The organism is Hansschlegelia beijingensis, assembly GCF_014196425.1.
GTDB classification, from domain to species: domain Bacteria; phylum Pseudomonadota; class Alphaproteobacteria; order Rhizobiales; family Methylopilaceae; genus Methylopila; species Methylopila beijingensis.
This window is the reverse complement of the sequence record NZ_JACIDR010000001.1, coordinates 1,037,295-1,058,431: the sequence shown is the minus strand read 5'-3', so window position 1 is coordinate 1,058,431 and position 21,137 is coordinate 1,037,295. Positions and strand designations below refer to the sequence as shown.

Genomic DNA, 21,137 nt, shown 5'->3' with positions numbered 1-21,137 from the left:
CCTTCGCGGCGCACGGCCCTATAACGGCCGAACGGTTCCCGGATCGGAGTCTGCAATGCGACGCCGCCTGAGACTGATCTTCGCCTTCGCCCTGGCCGCGGCGGCAGCGCCTGCCTTCGCACAAACCCCGCCGCCGCCTGCGCCGCCCGCCTCCCCGACGGCCCCGCCCGACAAGATCGATCCCGGCCCGGTCAGGCCCGAACAGCCCGTTCCGCCCGAGGGCGGGGCCCCCTCTCCTTCTGCGGACGCGTCGAAGACGGACGACGTTCTGGCAGTGCCCGCCCAGGTCATCGCGCTCCGGGTGGGCGGGCCTTGGGAGGCGGACGGAAAGCGTGGCTTCTCACGCGTGATCGGCGTGCTCAACGGTGATCGTCAGCGCTTCTACGTGCAGTGGCTCGAGGAGCCGGACTTCCGCGTCGTCGAGACCAAGGAACTCCAGGATCCTGACGCGGCCGAACTCACCTTCGGAGACGTCCGCGCCGAGCCGGCGGACACCGGCGTCACCGTGTTTTTGGACACGATTCCGGACAAGGACGGGATGCGCGACACCTGGGTGATCGTGATCGGCGAGCCCGGCGACGCCCGTTTTGGTCCCGCCACGAACTGACGATCGCCCTCGAAACGCCCGCCAGCGACCGCGGTCCCGCCGCGGCCGCCGGCTACGATGGCGGTTTCCCGGCCGGGCGATTGACAATCAGCCCCTAAAGCCTCATTTCCCAACGTAGATCGTGGGCGCTGCGCGATGGCGCGCGCCTCGAGGCGAGCAATCGCGGCGCTCTGGCGCCGCGCCCTCCCCTAGCCGGCCGGCTTTAAGGACGTCATGACTTTTTCACAACTTGGACTGAGCCCGAAGGTGCTCGCCGCCGTCGAGACGTCGGGCTACACCGAGCCCACGCCGATCCAGGCGGCTGCTATCCCCCACGTGCTGCAGGGCAAGGACGTCCTCGGCATCGCGCAGACCGGCACGGGCAAGACGGCCTCGTTCACCCTTCCGATGCTGACGCTTCTCGAGCAGGGCCGCGCGCGGGCCCGCATGCCCCGTACGCTCATTCTGGAGCCGACGCGCGAGCTCGCAGCGCAGGTCGAGGAAAGCTTCGGCAAGTACGGCCAGAACCATAAGCTTTCGATGGCTCTCCTGATCGGCGGCGTCTCCTTTGGCGATCAGGACGCGAAGCTCACCCGCGGCGTCGATGTGCTGATCGCGACGCCTGGCCGTCTGCTCGACCATTTCGAGCGGGGCCGCCTGCTGCTGACCGGTATCGAGATCCTGGTCATCGACGAGGCGGACCGCATGCTCGACATGGGCTTCATCCCGGACATCGAGCGCATCTGCAAGCTGATCCCGCCTTCCCGTCAGACGCTGTTCTTCTCGGCCACCATGCCGCCGGAGATTCAGCGGCTGACCAAGCAGTTCCTCCGCGATCCGGTTCGCATCGAGGTGGCTCGCCCTTCGACGACGGCGGCGACCGTGACGCAGTTGCTGGTCGCGACGGAAGACGAGCCCGCCCTCAAGCGGGCGGCGCTCCGCCGCGTCATCCAGGACGCCACGGACTTCAAGAACGCCATCATCTTCTGCAACCGCAAGCGAGACGTCGCAGTCGTCTACAAGTCGCTCCAGCAGCACAACTTCAAGGTCGCCGCGCTGCATGGCGATCTCGACCAGCGCGCCCGCATGGCGGCGCTCGACAGCTTCAAGAACGGCGAAGTCGATCTTCTTGTGGCGAGCGACGTGGCGGCCCGCGGCCTGGACATCCCGGCAGTCAGCCATGTCATCAACTACGACGTGCCGATCCACGCGGAAGACTATGTGCATCGTATCGGCCGCACGGGGCGCGCGGGCCTTAGCGGCGTCGCCATCAGCCTCGTCACGCCTTCCGACGCAAAGCATCTCGGCGCCATCGAGAAACTCACGCAGTCCTCGATCCCGTGGCAGGGCGCGCCGGTCGACCTCGAGGCCGCCGCCGAAGCCAAAGGCTCCCGTTCCAGGAGCACGCGCCGCCCCCGCGCCGAGAGCGCGGCGGAAACCGCACGGCCGGCGCGCGGACCGCGCCGTTCGGCGGCGTCCGAGCGGAACGCCGAGCGTGCGGCAGGCGAGCCCGCCGCTTCCCCCGCGCCGCGGGCGACCGAGGCGCCGCAGGTGACGGAAGCGCCCCGCGCCGTCGCGCCGCGCCAGCGCCGTGCTCCGAGCGTCGAGCGCGCTGCTCCGGCCCCCGTCGAGCGCCGTCCTCAGGCCTCAGGCGGAGACGAACGCGTCGTAGGTCTCGGGGATCACGTGCCGGCCTTTCTTCTTCGGCCCGCACGCGCCAAGCGGGCGTGACCCTCGCTCCGCTCGTTCGTAACTTGGCCTTTACGGATTAGGCAAGAATGTACGCACCGGCACTTGCCGGTGCGGCCAAGATCGCTCCACGAAGCGCCTCAGTGAAGTCGCGAGTATGGGGGCCTTGGAAGATGAGCGGCGCGAGTGATTTCGACCGCACCATCGCGTTCTGCGAGGCGGCGATCCAGCGTCTCAGGGTGCACCGCCATCCTGCATATCCCCGGAATTACGAGTTCTGGTATACTTACGCGACGGGCTACAACGCGGCTCTCAATCGCGCGGTGAACGAGACGCTCGACCGCGATCCATCGATCTCGGAAGCCGATCTCGACCTGCTCTACGAAACTTATCTTTCGCCGCTTCGACTCTCGGAGCGAGTCGACCATGTCGGCTCGCGCATCCTCACAGAAATCGCGGAAGTCGCCGACGTTCTGAAGGACGCGCGCAAGTCGAGCGATGACTACGCAGCCACGCTGCAGCGGGTTTCGGCGGAAGCGGATCGTCTCGGCCCGGTTGGACAGGCGCTGGGCGAGCTTGCGAGAGGATTGCGGGACACTACCGAGCGCATGGTCGACCGGACGCGCGAGCTCGAGCGCCAGCTCGCCGCCTCCCATGACGAGATGCAGGAACTCCACAACACGCTCGAGGTGATCCGCGCGGAGTCACTGACGGACCCGCTGACGGGGCTCGCCAATCGCAAGTTTCTTCAGGGGGCGCTTGAACAGAACCTGATCGAGGCGACGCGCGGCCAGCGGTTCTCGCTGCTGATCATCGACATCGATCACTTCAAGGCCTTCAACGACAATTACGGCCACCTGACCGGAGACCAGGTGCTCCGGCTCGTCGCGCTCGCGCTGAAGCAGAACGCCAAGAACGAAGACGTCACGGCGCGTTTCGGCGGAGAGGAGTTCGCGATCGTGCTGCCCGACACGCCCCTCTCGGCCGCGGCCGCGATAGGCGAGCGCATCCGCCGCGCGGTGATGGCCAAGGACCTCGTGAAACGATCGACCGGGGAGCACCTCGGCCGCATCACGGTGTCCGTCGGAGTCGCAACATGGCGGCGCGGCGACAGCGCCCAGAGCATCCTCGACCGCGCGGACAGCTGCATGTATGTCGCGAAGCGGTGCGGGCGGAACCTTGTGGTCGCCGAGGACGACGCGCGCGCGATGGAGCCCGCCGCCGCCAGGGTCGCCTGACGACGGCGCAGCTCCGGAGGCCTGATGATCAGGCCACTTCTCGCGCCTGATCCGCTTCAGTGAGCGTCGGGTAATCCGTATAGCCAGCCGCCCCGCCGCCATAGAGCGTGTCGCGGTCGGGCTTCGCGAGCGGCGCGCCGATGCGAATGCGCTGGACGAGGTCGGGATTGGCGATGAAGGGGCGGCCGAAAGCGACCAGATCGACCGCGCCAGACGCGACGCGCTCAGCCGCGAGAGCCGGGTCGTAGTTGTTGTTCCCGATATAGACGCCCTTGAACGCCTGACGGAGGCGAGAGAGGTCGAAGCCGCCCTCCGGAGCGCGGGCCCCCTGCGTCTCGCCTTCGATGACGTGGATGTACGCGACGCCGATCTCCGACAGGCGCTCGACGGCGCGGACAAACAGCGGCTCCGGGTTCGAGTCCGAAATGTCGTTGAACGGGCTCAGGGGCGAGAGTCTGACGCCCACGCGCTCCCGCCCGATCGCACGCGCCGCGGCCTCCGTCGCCTCGACGAGAAACCGCGTGCGGTTCTCGATCGACCCGCCATATGCATCCGTCCGCTTGTTCGTCTTGTCGCGCAGGAACTGGTCGATCAGATAGCCGTTGGCGCCATGAATCTCGACGCCGTCGAATCCGGCCTCGACGGCGTTGGCCGCCGCCTTGCCGAATTGGGCGACGATGCCCGCAATCTCTTCCAGTTCGAGGGCGCGCGGCGTCTCGAAAGGCTTGAAGCCGCTCTCGGTGAACGCCGCCCCTTCCGGCTTTATCGCCGACGGCGCCACCGGCGCCGCGCCGCCGGGCTGCAGATCCGGATGGGAGATGCGGCCGACATGCCAGAGCTGCAGCACGATGCGGCCGCCCTTCGCATGCACGGCGTCCGTGACCTTGCGCCAGCCCGCGATTTGTTCGGGCGAGTAGACGCCGGGCGTCCAGGCGTAGCCCTGCGCTTCCGGCATGATCTGCGTCGCCTCGGCGATGATCAGGCCGGCGTCGGCGCGCTGAGCGTAATAGGTCGCGTTGAGGTCGTGCGGCGCGAGCGTCTTGTGATCTGCGCGCGATCTTGTCAGGGGCGCCATCACGATCCGGTTCGGAAGCGTGAGCGAGCCCATGGCGAGCGGCTCGAAGAGCACGTCGACGTTCGGCATGAAAGAGACTCCAGAGCTTGGGGCCGCCGGAGCGGCGGCGTCGCTTCCCACATAGGCGCTCTGCGCGAAGTCGCATCCCTTTCGGACGAACTGCCGCGGAAGCTCTACCTTGCAGCGGCGCAAGCAACAGTCTGGAGCGGGCGCCGCCCGGGGCGAACCCGCCCGCGGCCGGCCCGAGAGGCTCGGCTCAGGCGGCCGGGACGTAGCTGTCCGGACGCGCGGGCGTAATGGCGACGGATTCGCCGCAGCCGCAGGCGGACGTCTGATTCGGATTGTTGAACACGAAGCGCTGGGTGAGCTTCTCGGTCACGAAGTCCATCTCGGTGCCGAGCAGATAAAGGATCGCCTTCGGGTCGATGAGGACCCGGACGCCCTTCTCCTCCACGACCTCGTCCGCCGGACCGGGCTCGGCCGCGTATTCCAGCGTGTACTCCATGCCGGCGCAGCCGCCGGTCTTCACGCCGATGCGGAGGCCGAACACAGGCGTCTCGGATCGCTCGATGACCGAGCGCACGCGCTCGGCGGCGCGATCGGTCATGCTCATCACCTTGGGACGCGGACGCGTCGACGCCATGTCCTCTACTCCCTTGATCCGCCCTCGCGAATATAGTGGCGGGCGGCGACTTTATCGAGGCGCACGGCCCGCTTCAGTAGGTCGTCCAGATCCCCGGCGTGGCGATCTCCAGCAGATTGCCGTCCGGGTCTCGAAAATACACGCTGGTCCCTCCGCGTGGCCAGGTCACCCGGCCCTCGATCGGCACCCCCTCCTCCGCCAGCCGCGCCTCCCACAGCGGAAGCTGATCGTCGTCGGCGGCGAACGCGAAGTGGATGCGGCCGGAGGCGTCATGACCGGGAATGACGCCGCCGGGCGGCGTCTGGGCTTGCGCGGAAGCTCCGCGGGCGAACAGCAGCAGAACGCTCCGGCCGGCGACGTCGAGCGCCACCAGCGCGTCGTTCTCGAACAGGTGCGGCAAGGCGAACAGGCGGTCGTAGAACGCGACCGCGCGATCAAGGCTCTCGACGTAGATCGCGGTCTCGATCACGCCCGTGAGGCGTGGCGCAGCAGCGCCCTGAATGGGATCGGCGCTCAGAGCCGCCTCACCACATGTCGAGCGCGACCCGGGCCTCGTCCGACATGCGGCTCTGATCCCAGGGCGGGTCGAAGACCATGTTGACGTCGACTTTGCCGACGCCGGGAATCGCGCCGACGGCGTTCACCACCCATTCCGGCATCTCCCCGGCGACAGGGCACCCCGGCGCGGTCAGCGTCATGTCGATCGTGACGTCGCGGCTGTCCGCGATATCGATCCGGTACACCAGGCCGAGCTCGTAGATGTCCACGGGGATCTCGGGATCGTAGACAGTCTTAAGCGCAGAGACGATGTCGTCCGTCAGCCGCGTGAGCTCCTCGGCCGGAATCGCGGTGTCTCCTGCGACCGGAGTTGGGGCCGTCGCTACGTCGCTCATGGTCGAGCCTCTCTCAAGCGAACAGGTCTCGCGCCCTGGTCAGCGCCTCAGCCAGACGATCGATCTCGTCCGTCGTGTTGTAAAGCGCGAAGGACGCACGGCACGTCGACGTCACGCCGAGCCGCTTCAACAGCGGTTGAGCGCAATGCGTGCCCGCGCGAACCGCCACGCCGGACCGATCCAGCACTGTGGCGACGTCGTGAGCGTGGGCGCCTTCCAGATTGAACGAGACGATCGCGCCCTTCCCCGGCGCCTGCCCGAAGATTCGGACGGCGTTGATGGCGCCGAGCCTCTGATGTGCGTAGTCGCGAAGCGCGGTCTCGTGCGCCGCGATGGCTTCCCGCCCGACGCTGCGCATGTACTCGAGCGCCTCGCCAAGCCCTATCGCCTGAACGATCGGCGGCGTCCCGGCCTCGAAACGGTGCGGCGGATCGCCATAGGTCACGAGTTCCTCGGTGACGTCGCGGATCATCTCGCCGCCGCCGTTGAACGGCGCGAGCGCCTCGAGCCGCTCCTTCTTGCCGTAGAGCACGCCGATGCCAGTCGGCCCGTACACCTTGTGGCCGGTGAAGACGTAGTAGTCGCAGTCGATGTCCTGAACGTCCGGAGCGAGGTGGACCGCGCCCTGGCTGCCGTCGACCAGCACCTGCGCGCCGCGCTCATGTGCTAGGCGGCAGACCTCCTTCACCGGCACGACAGTGCCCAGCACGTTCGACATCTGCGTGATGGCGACGAACTTCGTCCGCTCGGTCAGCGCCGCCTCGAAGGCGTCGAGATCGAAGGAGCCATCCTCGCGCACCTGCACCCACTTCAAGACGGCGCCGCGGCGCTCTCGCAGGAAGTGCCAGGGAACGACGTTGGAGTGGTGCTCCATGATCGAGAGCACGATCTCGTCGCCCTCGCGGATGCCGCCGAGGCCTACGCCATTCGCCACGAGGTTGATCGACTCGGTGGCCGATCGCGTGAAGACGATCTGGTCGATCGAGCCTGCGTTCAGGAAGCTGCGAACCCGCTCGCGCGCCTCTTCGAACGCCTCCGTCGCGGCGTTGGCGAGGTGGTGCAAGCCACGATGAACGTTGGAATATTCGGTCTCGTAAGCGCGCCGCATCCGGTCCAGCACCTGGACCGGCTTCTGAGCCGAGGCGCCGTTGTCGAGATAGACCAGCGGCTTTCCGTGAACCTTCAGGCTTAGCGCCGGAAAGTCCGCGCGAAGACGGTCGACGTCGTAGGGCGCGGCGGCGGACCGGAGATTTTCGGCGAGGGACATGGGCTTGATCTAACCGCTGCGGCCGCGAACGCAAGGCCGCAGCGAAGTTTATGACCAGGACCTTCCCGGCGAGCCCTGCCTCAGTCGCGCTCGCGCAGCCAGCGCTCGGCGCGCGCCGAAAGCGCGTCGCGGAGCTGGTCATGTTCGACCGACTCGAGCACCTCGCCCACGAAGGCCTGCACCAGGAGCGCCTCGGCCTCGGCTTTGGGGAGGCCCCGCGACATGAGGTAGAACAGCAGTTCGTCGTCGATCGCGCCGACGGTCGCGCCGTGCCCGCAGACGACGTCGTCCGCAAAGATCTCCAGCTCCGGCTTGGCGTCGGCTTCGGCGTCGTTCGACAGGAGCAGCGCCTTCGCCATCATCTTGCCGTCGGTCTTCTGCGCAACCGGCTGGACGACGATCTTGCCCTGGAACACCGAGCGGGCTTCGCCGTCGAGCGCCGTCTTGAACAGCTCGCGGCTCGCGCAGCCCGGCGCCTCATGATGGATGACGAGGGTCGAATCCAGATGTCGCCTGCCGCCTGCGAAGCCCGCGCCGTTGATGTCGGCGGTCGCCTTTTCGCCCTTGAAGGCGAGGAACACCTGCTGCCGCGCCGCCGCCGCGCCGGACGAGAGCGACACGGAGGTCAAGGCGGAGCGAGCCGCCAGCCGCGCGGCGAACGTGGCGAGGTGGAGCGTCCCGAGACCCTCGTCCTGCAGCTTCAGATGCGTAGCCTTGGCGTCGTCAGCGAGATCGAGGCCGATCAGGGTGTTGGTCTGGTGGCCTGCGGGATCGCCGGAGTGGCTTTCCACAAGCGTGAGCGAAGCCCCCTTCCCGACCGAGACCAGCACGCGCCCATAGGCCGCGTGCGCTCCGCCGGTCTGGACGTTCGCGACATGGATCGGCTTTACGACGCTTACCCCCTCGTCGACCGAGATCATCAGGCCGTCCGAGGCGAAGGCGGTGTTGAGAGCGATCGCGGCGTTGTCCGCAGGCGCGCCTTCGAGCAACAGCGCGTGCTGCGCGTCAGCCGCGAGCGCGTCCGCCAACAGAACGATGCGTATGCCCTCCGGCGCGTCGTTGAGCTGCGAGAGCGACGGCGCCAGGCGGCCATTGACGAACACGATGCGCACCGCATCCACGTCGCCGAACGGCAGCAGATCCCGCGAAGCAGCCACGTCGGCCTCGGAGAGGGTGACGACGAGCGGCCGAGCCTCCCGCATGATCGCGCGGAGGTCGGTGTACTTCCATTCCTCCACGCGCCGGTTCGGCAAGCCCTTGGCTGCAAAGGCGCGGAACGCGTCCTCGCGCAGCCGCGCGGCCGTCTCGCCGCCCGGCAGCGCGGCGCGCGCGGCCTCGAAGGCTTCGATCAGGCCGGACTCGGCGGCCGTGCGTATCGGGCGGACTTCCGCGTTCATCGCGTGATCGGTCCTCAAGCCGCTTCTTCGAGGTAATCGGCGTAGCCGCGCGCCTCGAGCTCGTGGGCGAGTTCGGCGCCGCCCGTGCGGACGATCCGGCCCTTCGCCATGACATGGACGACGTCCGGAACGATGTGGTCGAGCAGGCGCTGGTAGTGCGTGATGACCACGAAGGAGCGGTTCTGCGCCCTGAGCGCGTTGACGCCCTGCGACACGATCCTGAGGGCGTCGATGTCGAGGCCGGAGTCGGTTTCGTCGAGGACGCAGAGCTTAGGCTCCAGGAGCGCCATCTGCAGGACCTCGTTGCGCTTCTTCTCGCCGCCCGAGAAGCCGACATTGAGGCCGCGCTTCAGCATCTCCGTGGAAATGCTGAGCGAGTCGGCCTTTTCACGCACCAGCTTCATGAACTGGGGGGTCGGCAGCTCGGCCTCGCCGCGGGCGCGCCGCTGGGCGTTGAGGGCGGTCTTCAGGAACGTCATGGTGGCGACGCCCGGAATCTCGAGCGGGTACTGGAACGCCAGGAAGAGCCCGGCGGCCGCGCGCTCGTCGGGCTCCATCGCGAACAGGTCCTGGCCGTCCAGCGTCGCGGAGCCTTCCGTGACCTCGTAGTCGTCCTTGCCGGCCAGCACGTAGCTCAGCGTCGACTTGCCGGAGCCGTTCGGGCCCATGATGGCGTGGACCTCGCCGGCTTTGACCTCAAGATCGAGCCCCCGGAGGATCTGCTTGTCCTCGATTGAGGCGTGCAGGTTCTTGATCGAGAGCATCTTCTTCCGTTCCTACCCTTCGTCATGCCGGGCGAGCGGAGTTGCCCGGCATGCGCCCGCGATGGGCGAGTATCATGCGTGCGATCCCGGAGCGGCCGGACGGCCGCCGGGCCGACTTCCACCTGTCAGCCGACGCTGCCTTCAAGCGAGATCGAGATCAGCTTCTGCGCCTCGACCGCGAACTCCATCGGCAGCTGCTGCAGCACGTCCTTGACGAAGCCGTTGACGATGAGCGCCACGGCCTCCTCCTCAGACAGCCCGCGCTGCTGGCAGTAGAACTTCTGGTCCTCGGAGATCTTCGACGTCGTCGCCTCGTGCTCGAACACGGCGGTCGAGGTCTTGGCCTCGAGATACGGAACGGTGTGGGCTCCGCACTTGTCGCCGATCAGCAGCGAGTCGCAGTTCGTGAAGTTCCGGGCGTTTGTGGCCTTGCGATGCGCGGAGACCAGCCCCCGATAGGTGTTGTTGGAGCGCCCCGCCGAGATGCCCTTCGAGATGATCTTGGACGTGGTGTTCCGACCGAGATGGATCATCTTGGTTCCGGAATCGACCTGCTGGCGGCCGTTCGAGATCGCGATCGAATAGAATTCGCCGCGGCTGCCGTCCCCGCGCAGGATGCAGCTCGGGTACTTCCAGGTGATGGCCGAGCCGGTCTCCACCTGGGTCCAGGAGATCTTAGAGTTCTTGCCGCGGCAATCGCCGCGCTTGGTGACGAAGTTGTAGATTCCGCCCTTGCCCTCGGCGTCGCCCGGATACCAGTTCTGGACGGTCGAGTACTTGATCTCGGCGTCGTCCAGCGCGACGAGCTCGACGACCGCGGCGTGGAGCTGGTTCTCGTCGCGCATCGGGGCCGTGCAGCCCTCGAGGTAGCTCACATAGGAGCCCTCGTCGGCGATGATGAGCGTGCGCTCGAACTGGCCGGTGTTCCGCTCATTGATGCGGAAATAGGTCGACAGCTCCATCGGGCATCGGACGCCCTTCGGGATGTAGACGAACGAACCGTCCGAGAAGACCGCGGAGTTCAGGGTCGCGAAGAAGTTGTCCGACGTGGGGACGACCGAGCCGAGATATTTCTTCACCAGCTCCGGATGCTCGCGAATGGCCTCCGAGATCGGGCAGAAGATCACGCCGGCGCGCGCCAGCTCCGCCTTGAACGTGGTGGCGACCGAGACGCTGTCGAACACCGCGTCGACCGCGACGCGCCGCTGCTCCACGCCGGCGAGCACCTCCTGCTCCCTCAGCGGGATGCCGAGCTTCTCGTAAGTGCGCAGCAATTCGGGATCGACGTCGTCCAGCGTCTTCGGCGCCACGAACGATTTCGGCGCCGAGTAGTAGTAGAGCTCTTCGTAATCGATCGGCGGATAGTCCACCCTCGCCCAGGTCGGCTCGGTCATGGTCCGCCAACGGCGATAGGCGTCGAGCCGCCACTGGAGCATCCACTCCGGCTCTTCCTTCTTCGCTGAAATGAACCGCACGGTGTCTTCCGTGAGGCCCTTTTCGGCGCGGTCGGATTCGATCTCGGTGACGAAGCCGTACTTGTACTGGTCGACGTCGATCGACCGCACCCGGGCTACCGTCTCCTGAACTGCCGGCATTCTCTTGCTCCATCGGCCGCAGCGCGCCTGCGGCGTCGTTAGAGTTCTTCTAGCAGGGCTTCGGCGTCAGCGGAAACGTCTTCCGGTGACTAAGCCGCCGAGGTGGAGGGTCCTCGCTCGCGCGGCTGCAGCAAATCCGCCCACGCCGCCAGAAAGCGCTCGCCGTCCTCTGGACCCGACGACCAGCCGAAGCTGACGCGCAGCATTCCTGACGACAGATTGTGATCCACGCCCATGGCTTCAAGAACCGCAGAGGGCTTGGTTCTGCCCGAAGAGCATGCCGAGCCTGCAGAAACCGCAATTCCGGCGAGGTCGAGCGCAATCATCGCGCGCGCCGAAGGGACGCCGCGCGCCGCAAAGCAGGAGGTGTTGGGAAGGCGCGGCGCGCGCTCGCCGAAGATGGTCACCTCTCCCAGCCGCCGCAGGCCGGCTTCAAGCGAATCCCGCAAGCCTGCGAGGCCCTGGAACGCGTCCAATCCCGCCAGCGCCTCCGCGGCGGCGACGCCAAGACCCGCGACCCCGGCGACATTCTCGGTTCCGGCCCGCCAGCCTTTCTCCTGCCCGCCGCCGCGCACGACCGGCTCCTCGACATGCAGACGTTCATCCGCCCGCACCAGAGCGCCGACGCCGGCCGGTCCGCCGAACTTGTGAGCCGCGAGCGCAAGGAAGTCGCAGCCGAGCGCCGCGATGTCGACGGGGATCTTGCCCGCCGCCTGCACAGCGTCGACGTGCACCAGCCCGCCAAAGCGCCGGGCGATCGCACAGGCCTCCGCGACCGGCTGGATCACCCCCGTCTCGTTGTTGGCGAGCATCAGCGCGAGCATGGCCCGCTCCTGCGGGCGTTCGGCGGCGCGCCGCGCGAAAGCGGCCTCGATCGCCGGGAGCTCGACGAGCCCATCCGCGTTCACCGGAATGGTCTCGACCGCGTCTCTGGGAAACCGGGCGCCTGCCGAAACCGCGGGATGCTCGATCGCCGACACGAACAGGCGCGTCACTGGGCGGGGGTCGCGACCGTCGCGGACCGTGGGGCTGAGCGTCAGGTTCGAGGCTTCGGTTCCACCGCTGGTGAAGGTCACGCAGGCCGGATCGCCGCCGACCAGGGCCGCCACCCTCTCCCGCGCCTGCTCGACGATCCGGCGCTTGGCCCGGCCTTCGGCGTGAATCGCGGAGGGGTTGCCGACCGCCGACATTACCTCGGACATCACGGCGATCACGGCGGGCCGCGCCGCGGTCGTGGCGTTATGGTCGAGATAGACGCGTCCGCCGTTCATGAGCGACGCTCCTTTCGCGCTCGCCGTCCGCGCACTAGATGAGGGACCGGCGCGCGATCCTTGCCTTCCAGAGGATCTTCCGTGCTAGAGACGGCCGCTCGCCCGCGCAAGACGATCTTCGGCGGGCGCGCAAAGAAGTCAGGGAACCAACAATGCCCGAGGTGATCTTCAGCGGACCTGCCGGCAGGCTCGAGGGCCGCTACCACCCCGCCAAGAAGCGCCGCGCGCCGATCGCACTCATCCTGCACCCGCACCCGCAGTTCGGGGGCACGATGAACAACCAGATCGTCTACAATCTCTACTACGCGTTCCTGAACCGCGGATTCTCCGTCCTGCGCTTCAATTTCCGCGGAGTGGGCCGCAGCCAGGGCTCGTTCGACCACGGCTCGGGCGAGCTTTCCGACGCGGCGTCGGCGCTCGACTGGGCGCAGAGCCTGAACCCCGACGCGCGGGCCTGCTGGATCGCCGGCGTGTCGTTCGGCGCCTGGATCGGCATGCAACTGCTCATGCGCCGTCCCGAGGTGGAAGGCTTCATCTCGGTCGCGCCTCCCGCGAACCGCTTCGATTTCTCGTTCCTGGCCCCGTGTCCCTCGTCCGGCCTGTTCGTCAATGGCGATCAGGACCGCGTGGCGCCGATGCGCGACGTGCAGACCCTCATCGAGAAGCTGAAGACCCAGAAGGGCATCGTCATCGATCAGTCGGTGATACCGGGCGCGAACCACTTCTTCGAGAACCGCATCGACGAACTCCTGGTCGAGGTGAACGCCTATCTCGACAAGCGCCTCGGCCCGATCGAGGAGCCTGAGGCGGCCCCGGCGCTCCCGGCGCCCAAGGACGAAGACGCCGCCTGAGCCGCGCGGGCTGCGGCGGCGCTGCAGAGCTTCCCCTAGGGTCGCGCCAGAACCCCGCCCGTCATCGGGCGGGGCGCGCCGGTCGTGCCGGGATAGCTCAGCGGCAACCCTCTGAGGCTTCGCACCGCGAGCACCGCGAACGCCTGCGCCTCCAGCGCGTCGCCTGAAAGCCCGACCTCGTCCGCAGTCTGCAGCTTCGCGCCCAGTCGTTCCCTGAGCATCCGCAGCAGCGTCGGGTTGCGCGCGCCTCCGCCCGCCACGATCCAGGCGGCCGGAGGCCGCGGCAGCTGCGCGGCGGCTCGCGCCACGCTGGCTGCGGTGAAGGCCGCAAGGGTCGCGAGAGCGTCTGCCAGCGAGAGCTGATCCGTGACCGACGCGTCGAAGGCGTTGCGGTCGAGCGATTTCGGCGGCGGCAGCTCGAAATATGGGTGCGCCATGAGGCGCTGCACCGCGTCCTGATGAACGCGCCCGGTCTCCGCAAGCGCGCCGTCTCGATCGAAGGCCTCGCCGGTCTCCCGGGCCACGCGGTCATCCATCAGCGCGTTGGCCGGCCCGGTGTCGAACGCCACGAGCTCACCGCCCTCGCCGATGAAGGTGACGTTGCCGACGCCGCCGAGATTCAGCACGGCGAGCGGCCGGGGAAGACCGAGATCGAATGTCAGCACGGGGTGGATCGTCGGGGCGAGCGGCGCCCCCTGCCCGCCTGCGGCGACATCCGCGGCGCGGAAATCATACACGACCGGCCGCCCAAGCGCCCGGGCCAGGGCTTCGCCGTCTCCGATCTGCACCGTCAGCCCGACCTCGGGACGGTGCAGGACCGTTTGCCCATGGAAGCCGATCACGTCGATCTCCGAGCGCGCGATGTCGTGGGCGGCCAGGAACTGCTCGACGGCGATCCGGTGCGCGCCCGTGACGATCGCCTCGGCGACGCCGAGAATCCCCGGCCGCGCGGTCCGATCGGTCAAGGAAGCCGTTTCGGCGACGGCCCTCGAGAGGGTCGCGCGCGCGGCCGGGTCATAGGGGTGGTAGCCGCTCGGCCCGAGGCGCTCGATCCGCTCGCCGTCGGTCTCGACAAGGGCGACGTCGACCCCATCGAAGGAGGTGCCGCTCATCAGTCCGATCGCGCGCATGCGCGGACTCCCGAATCCCATTGCGTGACTTTGCACGAAAAACGTGGAATCCGGACGCCTTTCCAGCGACCGGCGTACCGATGACCTCCTACAAGTCCGACTTCCTGCGCCTGCTCGACCAACGCGGGCAGATCCATCAGATCTCTGACGCCGTCGCGCTCGACGCGCTCGCGGTCGAGGGGCCGGTCACCGCCTATATCGGTTACGATCTGACGGCCCCGAGCCTGCACGTGGGCCACATGGCCAACATCATGATGCTGCGCAGGCTTCAGCACACGGGCCACAAGCCGATCGTGCTGATGGGCGGGGGCACCACGAAGATCGGGGACCCGTCCTTCCGCAACGAGCAGCGCCCGCTTCTCGACGACGCCCGGATCAAGGCCAATAAGGAGACCATCAAGTCGGTCTTCAAGCAGTTCATGTCGTTCGGCGACGGCGCCGCCGACGCGATCATGGTCGACAACGCCGAATGGCTCGACCGGCTGGAGTACGTTCCCTTCCTGCGCGAGATCGGCCGACACTTCTCGGTCAACCGGATGCTGAGCTTCGACAGCGTGAAGTCGCGTCTCGAGCAGGAGCAGCCGTTCTCGTTCCTCGAGTTCAACTACATGATCCTCCAGGCCTATGATTTCCTGGAGCTCAAGCGGCGCTACGACTGCCGGCTGCAGATGGGCGGCTCCGACCAGTGGGGCAACATCATCAACGGGATCGAGCTCGGCCGCCGCGTCGACGGCGCGCAGCTGTTCGCCCTCACCTGCCCGCTCATCACCACGGCTTCCGGGGCGAAGATGGGCAAGACCGCTGGCGGCGCCGTCTGGCTCAACGCCGACATGGCGAGCCCATACGTGTTCTGGCAGTACTGGCGGAACACCGAGGATGAGGACGTCGTCCGCTTCCTGAAGCTCTTCACCGACCTGCCGCTGATCGAGATCGAACGGCTCGCCGCGCTGCAGGGCTCGGAGATCAACGAGGCCAAGAAGGTCCTGGCGACCGAAGCGACGGCCATCGTCCATGGTCGCGCGGCGGCGGAAGAGGCCGAAGCGACGGCCCGGAAGACCTTCGAGGAGGGCGCGCTCGCCGACACGCTCCCGACGGTGGAGATCGATACCGAGGCGCTCCGCAACGGTGTCGGCGTGCTGACCGCCTTCTCCGAGCTCACGGGCCTGGTCGCCTCCAATGGCGAGGCGCGGCGCCAGGCCAAGGGCGGCGGACTGCGGGTGAACGACCGTCAGGTGACCGACGAGCGCGCGACCCTCACGGCCGCGGATCTGACGCCGGAGGGCGTCATCAAGCTGTCGCTCGGGCGCAAGAAGCACGTGCTCATCCGGCCCCGCGCCGGATAGCGCGCGGCCCCGTCAGCGCTGCGTGGCGGAACCGGGTCCGGCCGTGGCCGGCGCGCTGCCGGGCCGCCCGTCCTGCCGGAACTCGAAGAGCTTGCGCATGAAGCCCGGCGCCACGGCGGACATCGGGTTGATCGTGATCGTGGGAGCCGCAGTGCGGCCCCGCACCCTGAAGGTCACCCCGAGCAGGCCGCCATGCTCGCCGCCGCCGAGCAGCGCTCCGAACAGAGGCACGCGGCTGAACAGGTTGTTGAGCGCGTAGACAGGCACGAACGTGCCGACGAGATCGACCGTGTCGGCGGCGTAGTTCACATCGCCGTCAAGGGTCGCGCCGAGCTGCGGCCCGTACACGACCGCCTCCTTCACCGCTATGCGACCGCCGCCCTGCACGAAGTCCACCTTGAGCCGATCGAAGCGGGTCGCTCCGCCCCGCGCTGGGGCAGGCGTCGCGCTGTCCGCGCCGGTCGTGCGCCTCACGCGCTCGAGCGCGTTCTCGTTCCGCACCGAGAAGTCGTGAATGCGCAGCACTCCGGGGCCTCCGGAAAGGGAGGCGGCGAGGACGAACGAACCGCCATCCACGCGACCGTAGAGATCTGCGAACCGGAGCGCCGCGCCCGCGTCGCCGCCAGCGAGGTTCAGCCTCCCGCCTTCGCCGGTCGAAAGCTTGATAGCGCCAGCCCCGATCCGCCCGGAGCCGTCGGCGTCCACCACCTTGCCGTCCCGCACGCCGAGCTTCAGGTCCAGGCCCGCGACCGCCTCGCCGCCATAGCCCAGCCCGGTGCCGAGCTTCGCGGTGACGTCCAGATTTTTCGTCGCGCCGCCGACTGCGTCGCCCCGGCCCGCCGGACCGACGGCTTCGGAGGTCTGCTTGCGATAGGCGTCCATCAGCGGCTTCAGATCGAGCGCAGCGCCCTGCACCGCGACCCTGGTGATCCCACCGCGGCCCTTGTCGATCTCGACGCGCGCGTCGTCGCCGGCGGCGGGCCGGTAGATCGGCAGCGTCGCGGAGACGAGATCACCTTTGGGGCCGAACTCGATCGCACCCCGGACGCTCCTGTCGCCGCTCTCGAGCACGAAGTCCCGCACGACGGTCTTCTCGGGGCTGCGCTCGACCTTGAAGCTCAGCCGTCCCGGCCGACCCACGGGCTTCACGAAGCCCGGCACCACGCCGTCGATGCCCACCTTGGCGAGGTCGGCCGTGACTGTCATCGGCGCGCTCGGCTCATCAAGATAGAGCTCCGCCGAGAGCGGCACGGCCCCGCGAAGGGAACCCGAAACGTCGAATCCGAGGCGCGTCAAGTCCGCCCCGTCCGCCGTCAGCGTCACCGCGAGCTTCCGTCTCGCCGGCCCGCCCGCGGGGGAGGCCTCCTCCAGCATCGAGACAGTCGCGGGAGCGCCCCGCACCGAGCCGCTTCCGGTCAGGGTCGGCGGCCCGTCCGCGACCTTGAGCTGGAACGCGCCCTTCTCGAAGCTGCGGCCCGCGAAGAGATCGGCGATCTTCACGTCGCGCATGTCGGCGACGACGTTGATGACGGGCGGCGGGGCGGCCTCCTCGTGGTCGAGCTCCATGTTGACCGCGACGTCCGCCGAGATTCGGCCCGAAACGTTCGAGATCTGCAGCTGGCTCGGGAGTGGGTTGCGGCCGAAGGCTCCGGACGCGACCATGGACAGCGTCCGGCGGAGCGAGCCCTCCATCTTCAAGTTCACCGTCGCTGGCGGATATCGGAGACCGAGTTCGGGCACGACGAAGCGCACGTTCGACACCGACAGGGCGCCCTCCTGGCCCGGATCCGCGACATAGGCCTGGTCGATCAGGACGTCGACGCGCCGGGCGCTCGCGGTCACCTTGCCGTTGGCGCCCTCGATCCACGGCATCCCCGGTCGGCCGCGCAGGACGCCGTCGGTGAAGCGGATGTCGAGGTCCATCGAACCGGGGGGAAGCGGGTCGTGCGGCCCCATCTGCGCCAGCGTCCCGGCCGGAATGTCGAGGGTGAGGGAGACCGAGTCCACGCGACCCGCGCTGACATTCTCGACGATCCAGCTCCGCACCGAGCTCGCGAGGAAGCTCGGCCAGAGCCGCTTCACCGCCGAGGCCGGCATGGGTGAGCTGACGACGCCCAGGCGGACCGCCGGACTTTCGCCTTCGAAAGTGATCAGCCCGCTCACGGCGGCTCCGGCCGTCGGACCGAGAATCTGAGCTTTCGCGATCTCGAGGACGCCGGCCGTGGGCTCGAACTGCGCTTCGACCTCGATTCGGTCCAGCCGCAATGGCGCGTCGCTCGGGCTTTCGCCGGACAGCAGGATGTCGCTGCCCTGCAGTTGCGCGAGCCAGGGATCGCCAGGCTTGTCCGGAGCGCCAAGCGAGCCCACGAAGCTCATCTGCCCTCCCGGCCCCCTGATCTGCGACGGCTCGAGCCGAAGCGTCCGCCCGGCAGGATCCCAGCGAAGCGCCATCTGCACGCGGTCGAGCGTCATCTGCCGAGGGGGCGCCGGCGCGGGAGGACCGGGGAGCGAGATCTGCAACATGCGCGCGTCCAGCCGGCCGTCTCCGGCCAACAGCTTGCCGTCTCCTCCGATCTCGGCGTTGAGATGCCCCGACACGCGCCCCGCGACGGGGGCCGCGCCCGCCTTCTCGGCGAGCGGCGCCGAGTAGGGCGCGAGGTTCACGTTTTCGAGCCCGACGTCGATCACCCGCGCCTTGTCGGCCGCCGCGGAGGTGACGGTCACGGCGGTCGTCCAGCGATCGTCCCCCCGGGCGGAAGATGCGGTGAGCGCGATCGCGCCGCCGGTCCCGCGCGACAGCCGCAGATTGACCCCGTCGAGAGCGAGGGGCGCCCGGCTGCGGGGAGCGACCAGAAGGGTGGCGTCCGTCACCACGACCTCTTCGAGAGCCCCTGCCGCCCCGTCCGGGCCCAGCAGGCGGTCGAGATCCCCGATCGCCGCGAGCACCCGGGCGGGAAGGTCCGCATTCTTGGAAGCTGCGTCGACGGTGTCGTCAAAGCGCATGTCGAGCCGAGGGCTCGTCACGTGGACGGACCGGACGCCGACCTCGCCCCCGAGCAGGCCCAGCCCGTCGAGCCGCAGTTCCGCGCGTGGCACGCTCGCCACCACCGGTCCGCCCGCAGCCTTCGAGACGAGGAGATCGACCAGCTGGAGTTCGACCCCGTCGACGCCGCGATGCAGCTGCGCGTCCGTGATCTCGACCGTGTATTCCGCGCCCAGCCGCTCCTGAATGGCGGCCTTGACCCGCGGAATCACCTGGGACGCCGGCAGCGGCATGTAGAGGATGGCGAGCCAGGCCGCCGCAAGGGCCACCGCTATGGCGAGGATCCCAGCCCCGGCGAGGCTCAGAATGCGGCGCGACGTCGGACGAGGAGCGGCAGGCAGGCCGTCGGCCCGGCGCGCGCTCCGGCTCCTGCCCATCCAGGGCAACGCGGTTGCGCGGGGGCGGGACGTCTCTGGTTTCCGCGATTCCGCCATCAGCTCGGGTCGTCTTCCTCCATTGCGGCGAAACTCGCCACGGCTTCGACGCGGCCGGCGCAAACTCTGACATCGACCTTGCCGCAGCAAGCCCGTGAGGGACTATGCGGGCGTTTTCATGAAGGGAAGCAAAACGCCATGACCGACGCCCTCGCCATCGGCTCCCCCGCTCCGGACTTCGCCCTTCCCGTCACCGGCGGAGGCGTCGTCCGCCTGAGCGACCTGCGCGGCCGGAAGATCGTTCTGTACTTCTACCCGAAGGACGACACCTCCGGCTGCACCCGCGAAGCCATCGACTTCAATCGCCTCATGCCGCGATTCGCCGCCTGCGGAACGGAACTGATCGGACTGTCGCCGGACAGCGTCGCAAGCCACGACAAGTTCCGCACGAAATACGGCCTCGACCTTCCGCTCGCCTCGGACGAGGAAAAGCAGGCGCTCGCCGCCTATGGCGTGTGGGTGGAGAAGAGCATGTATGGCCGCCGCTACATGGGCGTGGAGCGCACCACGGTGCTGATCGACGCCGAGGGCCGCGTCGCGCGCGTGTGGCGCAAGGTGAAGGTGGCGGGCCACGCCGAGGAGGTTCTGAAAGCGGCGGAGGAGATATGAGCCGCCAAGGGACCTTAGCCGGGTATTAACCCTAACGATCTACCGTTCCCGGCGCTGATCCCAGGGAACGACATGGCGGCTCACCCTCACGTCCAACCGCGCCGAGCAGCGGACGAACGCATCGTCATCGAGCGCGGCGGCCGGCGCATCACGGTGTGTCTCCCCCGTCACGGCGTGACGATCCTCTCCGCCCTCATTCTCGGGCTTCTGCTCTGGTCCGCAGGCGCAGGCGCCTACATGCTGTTCCACGACACCGTGGTCGCCGAGCTCCGACACGGCGCCCGCGCGGCTCGCCAGGGTTACGAGGCCCAGATCTCGGCATTGCGGGACGAGCTCGGACGCGTCCGGACGCGGCGGCTTGTGGAGAAGGCCGGGCTGGACGCGCGACTGGCGGAGCTCGCCGGCCGGCAGGAAGCGCTCGAGCGACGCCAGCTCACGCTGGCCGCACTCACTGAGCCCGTCAGGGCGGACATGGCCGAGCCCGGTCTCTCTCTGGTCTACCCGTCGAAACCCCGACCGCTCGACTCCCGCGCCGCCCTTGACGACATCAGCGCAGACGATGCGCCGGAGCGGTCACGCCCAGCTTCAGGTCTCACCGACCGGCTCGCCGCCGCGATGGACGAGACGGAGCAACGGCAGGTCCGCGCGCTCGAAAGCGTCGCCTCGAAGACCGGGGAGCGTCGTCTGACGCTGGAGAAGGTCTATGATGCAGTGGGCGCCAGACGACCGGGCCCGGCCGACGGAAAAGCGCGCGGCGGGCCGTTCGAGCCCTTGCCGGCGCGAGCCCTGACCTTCGAGGCGCGGGCCGCAGAGATCGCCGCGGAACGTGCGGCGGTCGAGGCGCTCGAGCATGGCCTTGACCGGGTTCCGCTCAGGACGCCGGCGCCGGGCGCTTCCGTGACGAGCGGTTTCGGCGCCAGGACCGACCCGTTCCTGGGGCGGGCGGCGTTTCACGCCGGCGTCGATTTCGAAGAGACCCACGGCGAGACCGTCAAGGCGACCGCCGCCGGCCACGTCACGGTGGCCGGTCCGACCGGGGGCTATGGCAACATGGTGGAGATCGACCACGGCGGCGGCCTCACGACCCGCTACGGGCACTTGTCCTCGATCGCCGTGTCGCCCGGCCAGGCGGTGAGGCTCGGCACGACCCTCGGCCGGGTCGGCTCGACGGGGCGCTCCACGGGCCCTCATCTGCACTATGAGACCCGCGTCAACGGCGAGGCGGTCGACCCGTTCCGCTTTCTCAACGCCGGCCGCATGCTGGCTGCGGCCGGACGCTGAGAAGAGACCTCCCTGACGGCCGGAACGG

18 protein-coding genes are annotated in these 21,137 nt (G+C 68.4%); 7 read left to right on the top strand and 11 right to left on the bottom strand.

Annotated features, from left to right (window positions below):
• Nucleotides 1–274: 274 nt before the first annotated feature.
• From GGR24_RS17470 to GGR24_RS04925, 3 genes are all read left to right on the top strand, one after another.
• Nucleotides 275–607, top strand: coding sequence for a phospholipase D-like domain-containing protein (locus GGR24_RS17470; RefSeq protein WP_210286016.1), 333 nt, complete (start codon nt 275–277; stop codon nt 605–607).
• A gap of 213 nt (nt 608–820) precedes the next feature.
• Nucleotides 821–2,317 carry a DEAD/DEAH box helicase gene (locus GGR24_RS04930; protein ID WP_183394125.1) on the top strand — a complete coding sequence of 499 codons (1,497 nt, stop codon included), beginning with the start codon at nt 821–823 and terminating at the stop codon, nt 2,315–2,317.
• 131 nt (nt 2,318–2,448) lie between these two features.
• Entirely contained in the window at nt 2,449–3,513 is a 1,065-nt protein-coding gene (locus GGR24_RS04925) for a GGDEF domain-containing protein (RefSeq protein ID WP_183394124.1), read from the top strand.
• Between the two features lie 28 nt (nt 3,514–3,541).
• Here GGR24_RS04925 and GGR24_RS04920 read toward each other — a convergent pair whose 3' ends face one another.
• The 9 genes from GGR24_RS04920 to GGR24_RS04880 all read right to left on the bottom strand — a co-directional run bounded on the left by GGR24_RS04920 (nt 3,542) and on the right by GGR24_RS04880 (nt 12,418).
• Nucleotides 3,542–4,657, bottom strand: coding sequence for an alkene reductase (locus GGR24_RS04920; RefSeq protein ID WP_183394123.1), 1,116 nt, complete (start codon nt 4,655–4,657; stop codon nt 3,542–3,544).
• Nucleotides 4,658–4,844: 187 nt separating this feature from the next.
• Nucleotides 4,845–5,231 (bottom strand): Fe-S cluster assembly scaffold SufA, encoded by a 387-nt coding sequence (gene sufA, locus GGR24_RS04915; protein WP_246397935.1) that lies wholly within the window; start codon nt 5,229–5,231, stop codon nt 4,845–4,847.
• Nucleotides 5,232–5,304: 73 nt separating this feature from the next.
• Nucleotides 5,305–5,700, bottom strand: coding sequence for a VOC family protein (locus tag GGR24_RS04910; RefSeq protein ID WP_343066197.1), 396 nt, complete (start codon nt 5,698–5,700; stop codon nt 5,305–5,307).
• Between the two features lie 55 nt (nt 5,701–5,755).
• On the bottom strand, nt 5,756–6,124 hold the full coding sequence (locus tag GGR24_RS04905; RefSeq protein WP_183394122.1) for an SUF system Fe-S cluster assembly protein: 369 nt from the start codon (nt 6,122–6,124) through the stop codon (nt 5,756–5,758).
• 13 nt (nt 6,125–6,137) lie between these two features.
• The gene (locus GGR24_RS04900; RefSeq protein ID WP_183394121.1) at nt 6,138–7,391 is read right to left on the bottom strand and encodes a cysteine desulfurase; all 1,254 of its coding nucleotides are present in this window, start codon (nt 7,389–7,391) and stop codon (nt 6,138–6,140) included.
• An 80-nt stretch (nt 7,392–7,471) separates the two neighbouring features.
• Nucleotides 7,472–8,788 (bottom strand): Fe-S cluster assembly protein SufD, encoded by a 1,317-nt coding sequence (gene sufD, locus GGR24_RS04895; RefSeq protein ID WP_183394120.1) that lies wholly within the window; start codon nt 8,786–8,788, stop codon nt 7,472–7,474.
• 14 nt (nt 8,789–8,802) lie between these two features.
• Nucleotides 8,803–9,552, bottom strand: a complete 750-nt coding sequence (gene sufC / locus GGR24_RS04890; RefSeq protein WP_183394119.1) for a Fe-S cluster assembly ATPase SufC — start codon at nt 9,550–9,552, stop codon at nt 8,803–8,805.
• A 125-nt stretch (nt 9,553–9,677) separates the two neighbouring features.
• Complete coding sequence (sufB, locus tag GGR24_RS04885; protein ID WP_183394118.1) at nt 9,678–11,147, bottom strand: Fe-S cluster assembly protein SufB; 1,470 nt, start codon at nt 11,145–11,147, stop codon at nt 9,678–9,680.
• Between the two features lie 89 nt (nt 11,148–11,236).
• Nucleotides 11,237–12,418: a cysteine desulfurase family protein gene (locus GGR24_RS04880; RefSeq protein WP_183394117.1), complete on the bottom strand. Its 1,182-nt coding sequence runs from the start codon at nt 12,416–12,418 to the stop codon at nt 11,237–11,239.
• A gap of 152 nt (nt 12,419–12,570) precedes the next feature.
• Between GGR24_RS04880 and GGR24_RS04875 the strand changes: the two genes are divergently transcribed.
• Nucleotides 12,571–13,269 carry an alpha/beta hydrolase gene (locus GGR24_RS04875; protein WP_183394116.1) on the top strand — a complete coding sequence of 233 codons (699 nt, stop codon included), beginning with the start codon at nt 12,571–12,573 and terminating at the stop codon, nt 13,267–13,269.
• 35 nt (nt 13,270–13,304) lie between these two features.
• Here the strand turns inward: GGR24_RS04875 and GGR24_RS04870 are convergent, their stop codons facing one another.
• Complete coding sequence (locus tag GGR24_RS04870; RefSeq protein ID WP_183394115.1) at nt 13,305–14,399, bottom strand: anhydro-N-acetylmuramic acid kinase; 1,095 nt, start codon at nt 14,397–14,399, stop codon at nt 13,305–13,307.
• Between the two features lie 80 nt (nt 14,400–14,479).
• Here GGR24_RS04870 and tyrS point away from each other — a divergent pair, with 80 nt between their 5' ends.
• Nucleotides 14,480–15,742: a tyrosine--tRNA ligase gene (gene tyrS / locus GGR24_RS04865; RefSeq protein ID WP_183394114.1), complete on the top strand. Its 1,263-nt coding sequence runs from the start codon at nt 14,480–14,482 to the stop codon at nt 15,740–15,742.
• A gap of 12 nt (nt 15,743–15,754) precedes the next feature.
• Here tyrS and GGR24_RS04860 read toward each other — a convergent pair whose 3' ends face one another.
• Nucleotides 15,755–19,054: a YhdP family protein gene (locus GGR24_RS04860; RefSeq protein WP_343066196.1), complete on the bottom strand. Its 3,300-nt coding sequence runs from the start codon at nt 19,052–19,054 to the stop codon at nt 15,755–15,757.
• Between the two features lie 303 nt (nt 19,055–19,357).
• Here GGR24_RS04860 and GGR24_RS04855 point away from each other — a divergent pair, with 303 nt between their 5' ends.
• Entirely contained in the window at nt 19,358–19,828 is a 471-nt protein-coding gene (locus GGR24_RS04855; protein WP_183394112.1) for a peroxiredoxin, read from the top strand.
• A 72-nt stretch (nt 19,829–19,900) separates the two neighbouring features.
• Complete coding sequence (locus tag GGR24_RS17755) at nt 19,901–21,109, top strand: peptidoglycan DD-metalloendopeptidase family protein (protein ID WP_183394111.1); 1,209 nt, start codon at nt 19,901–19,903, stop codon at nt 21,107–21,109.
• Nucleotides 21,110–21,137: the final 28 nt, after the last annotated feature.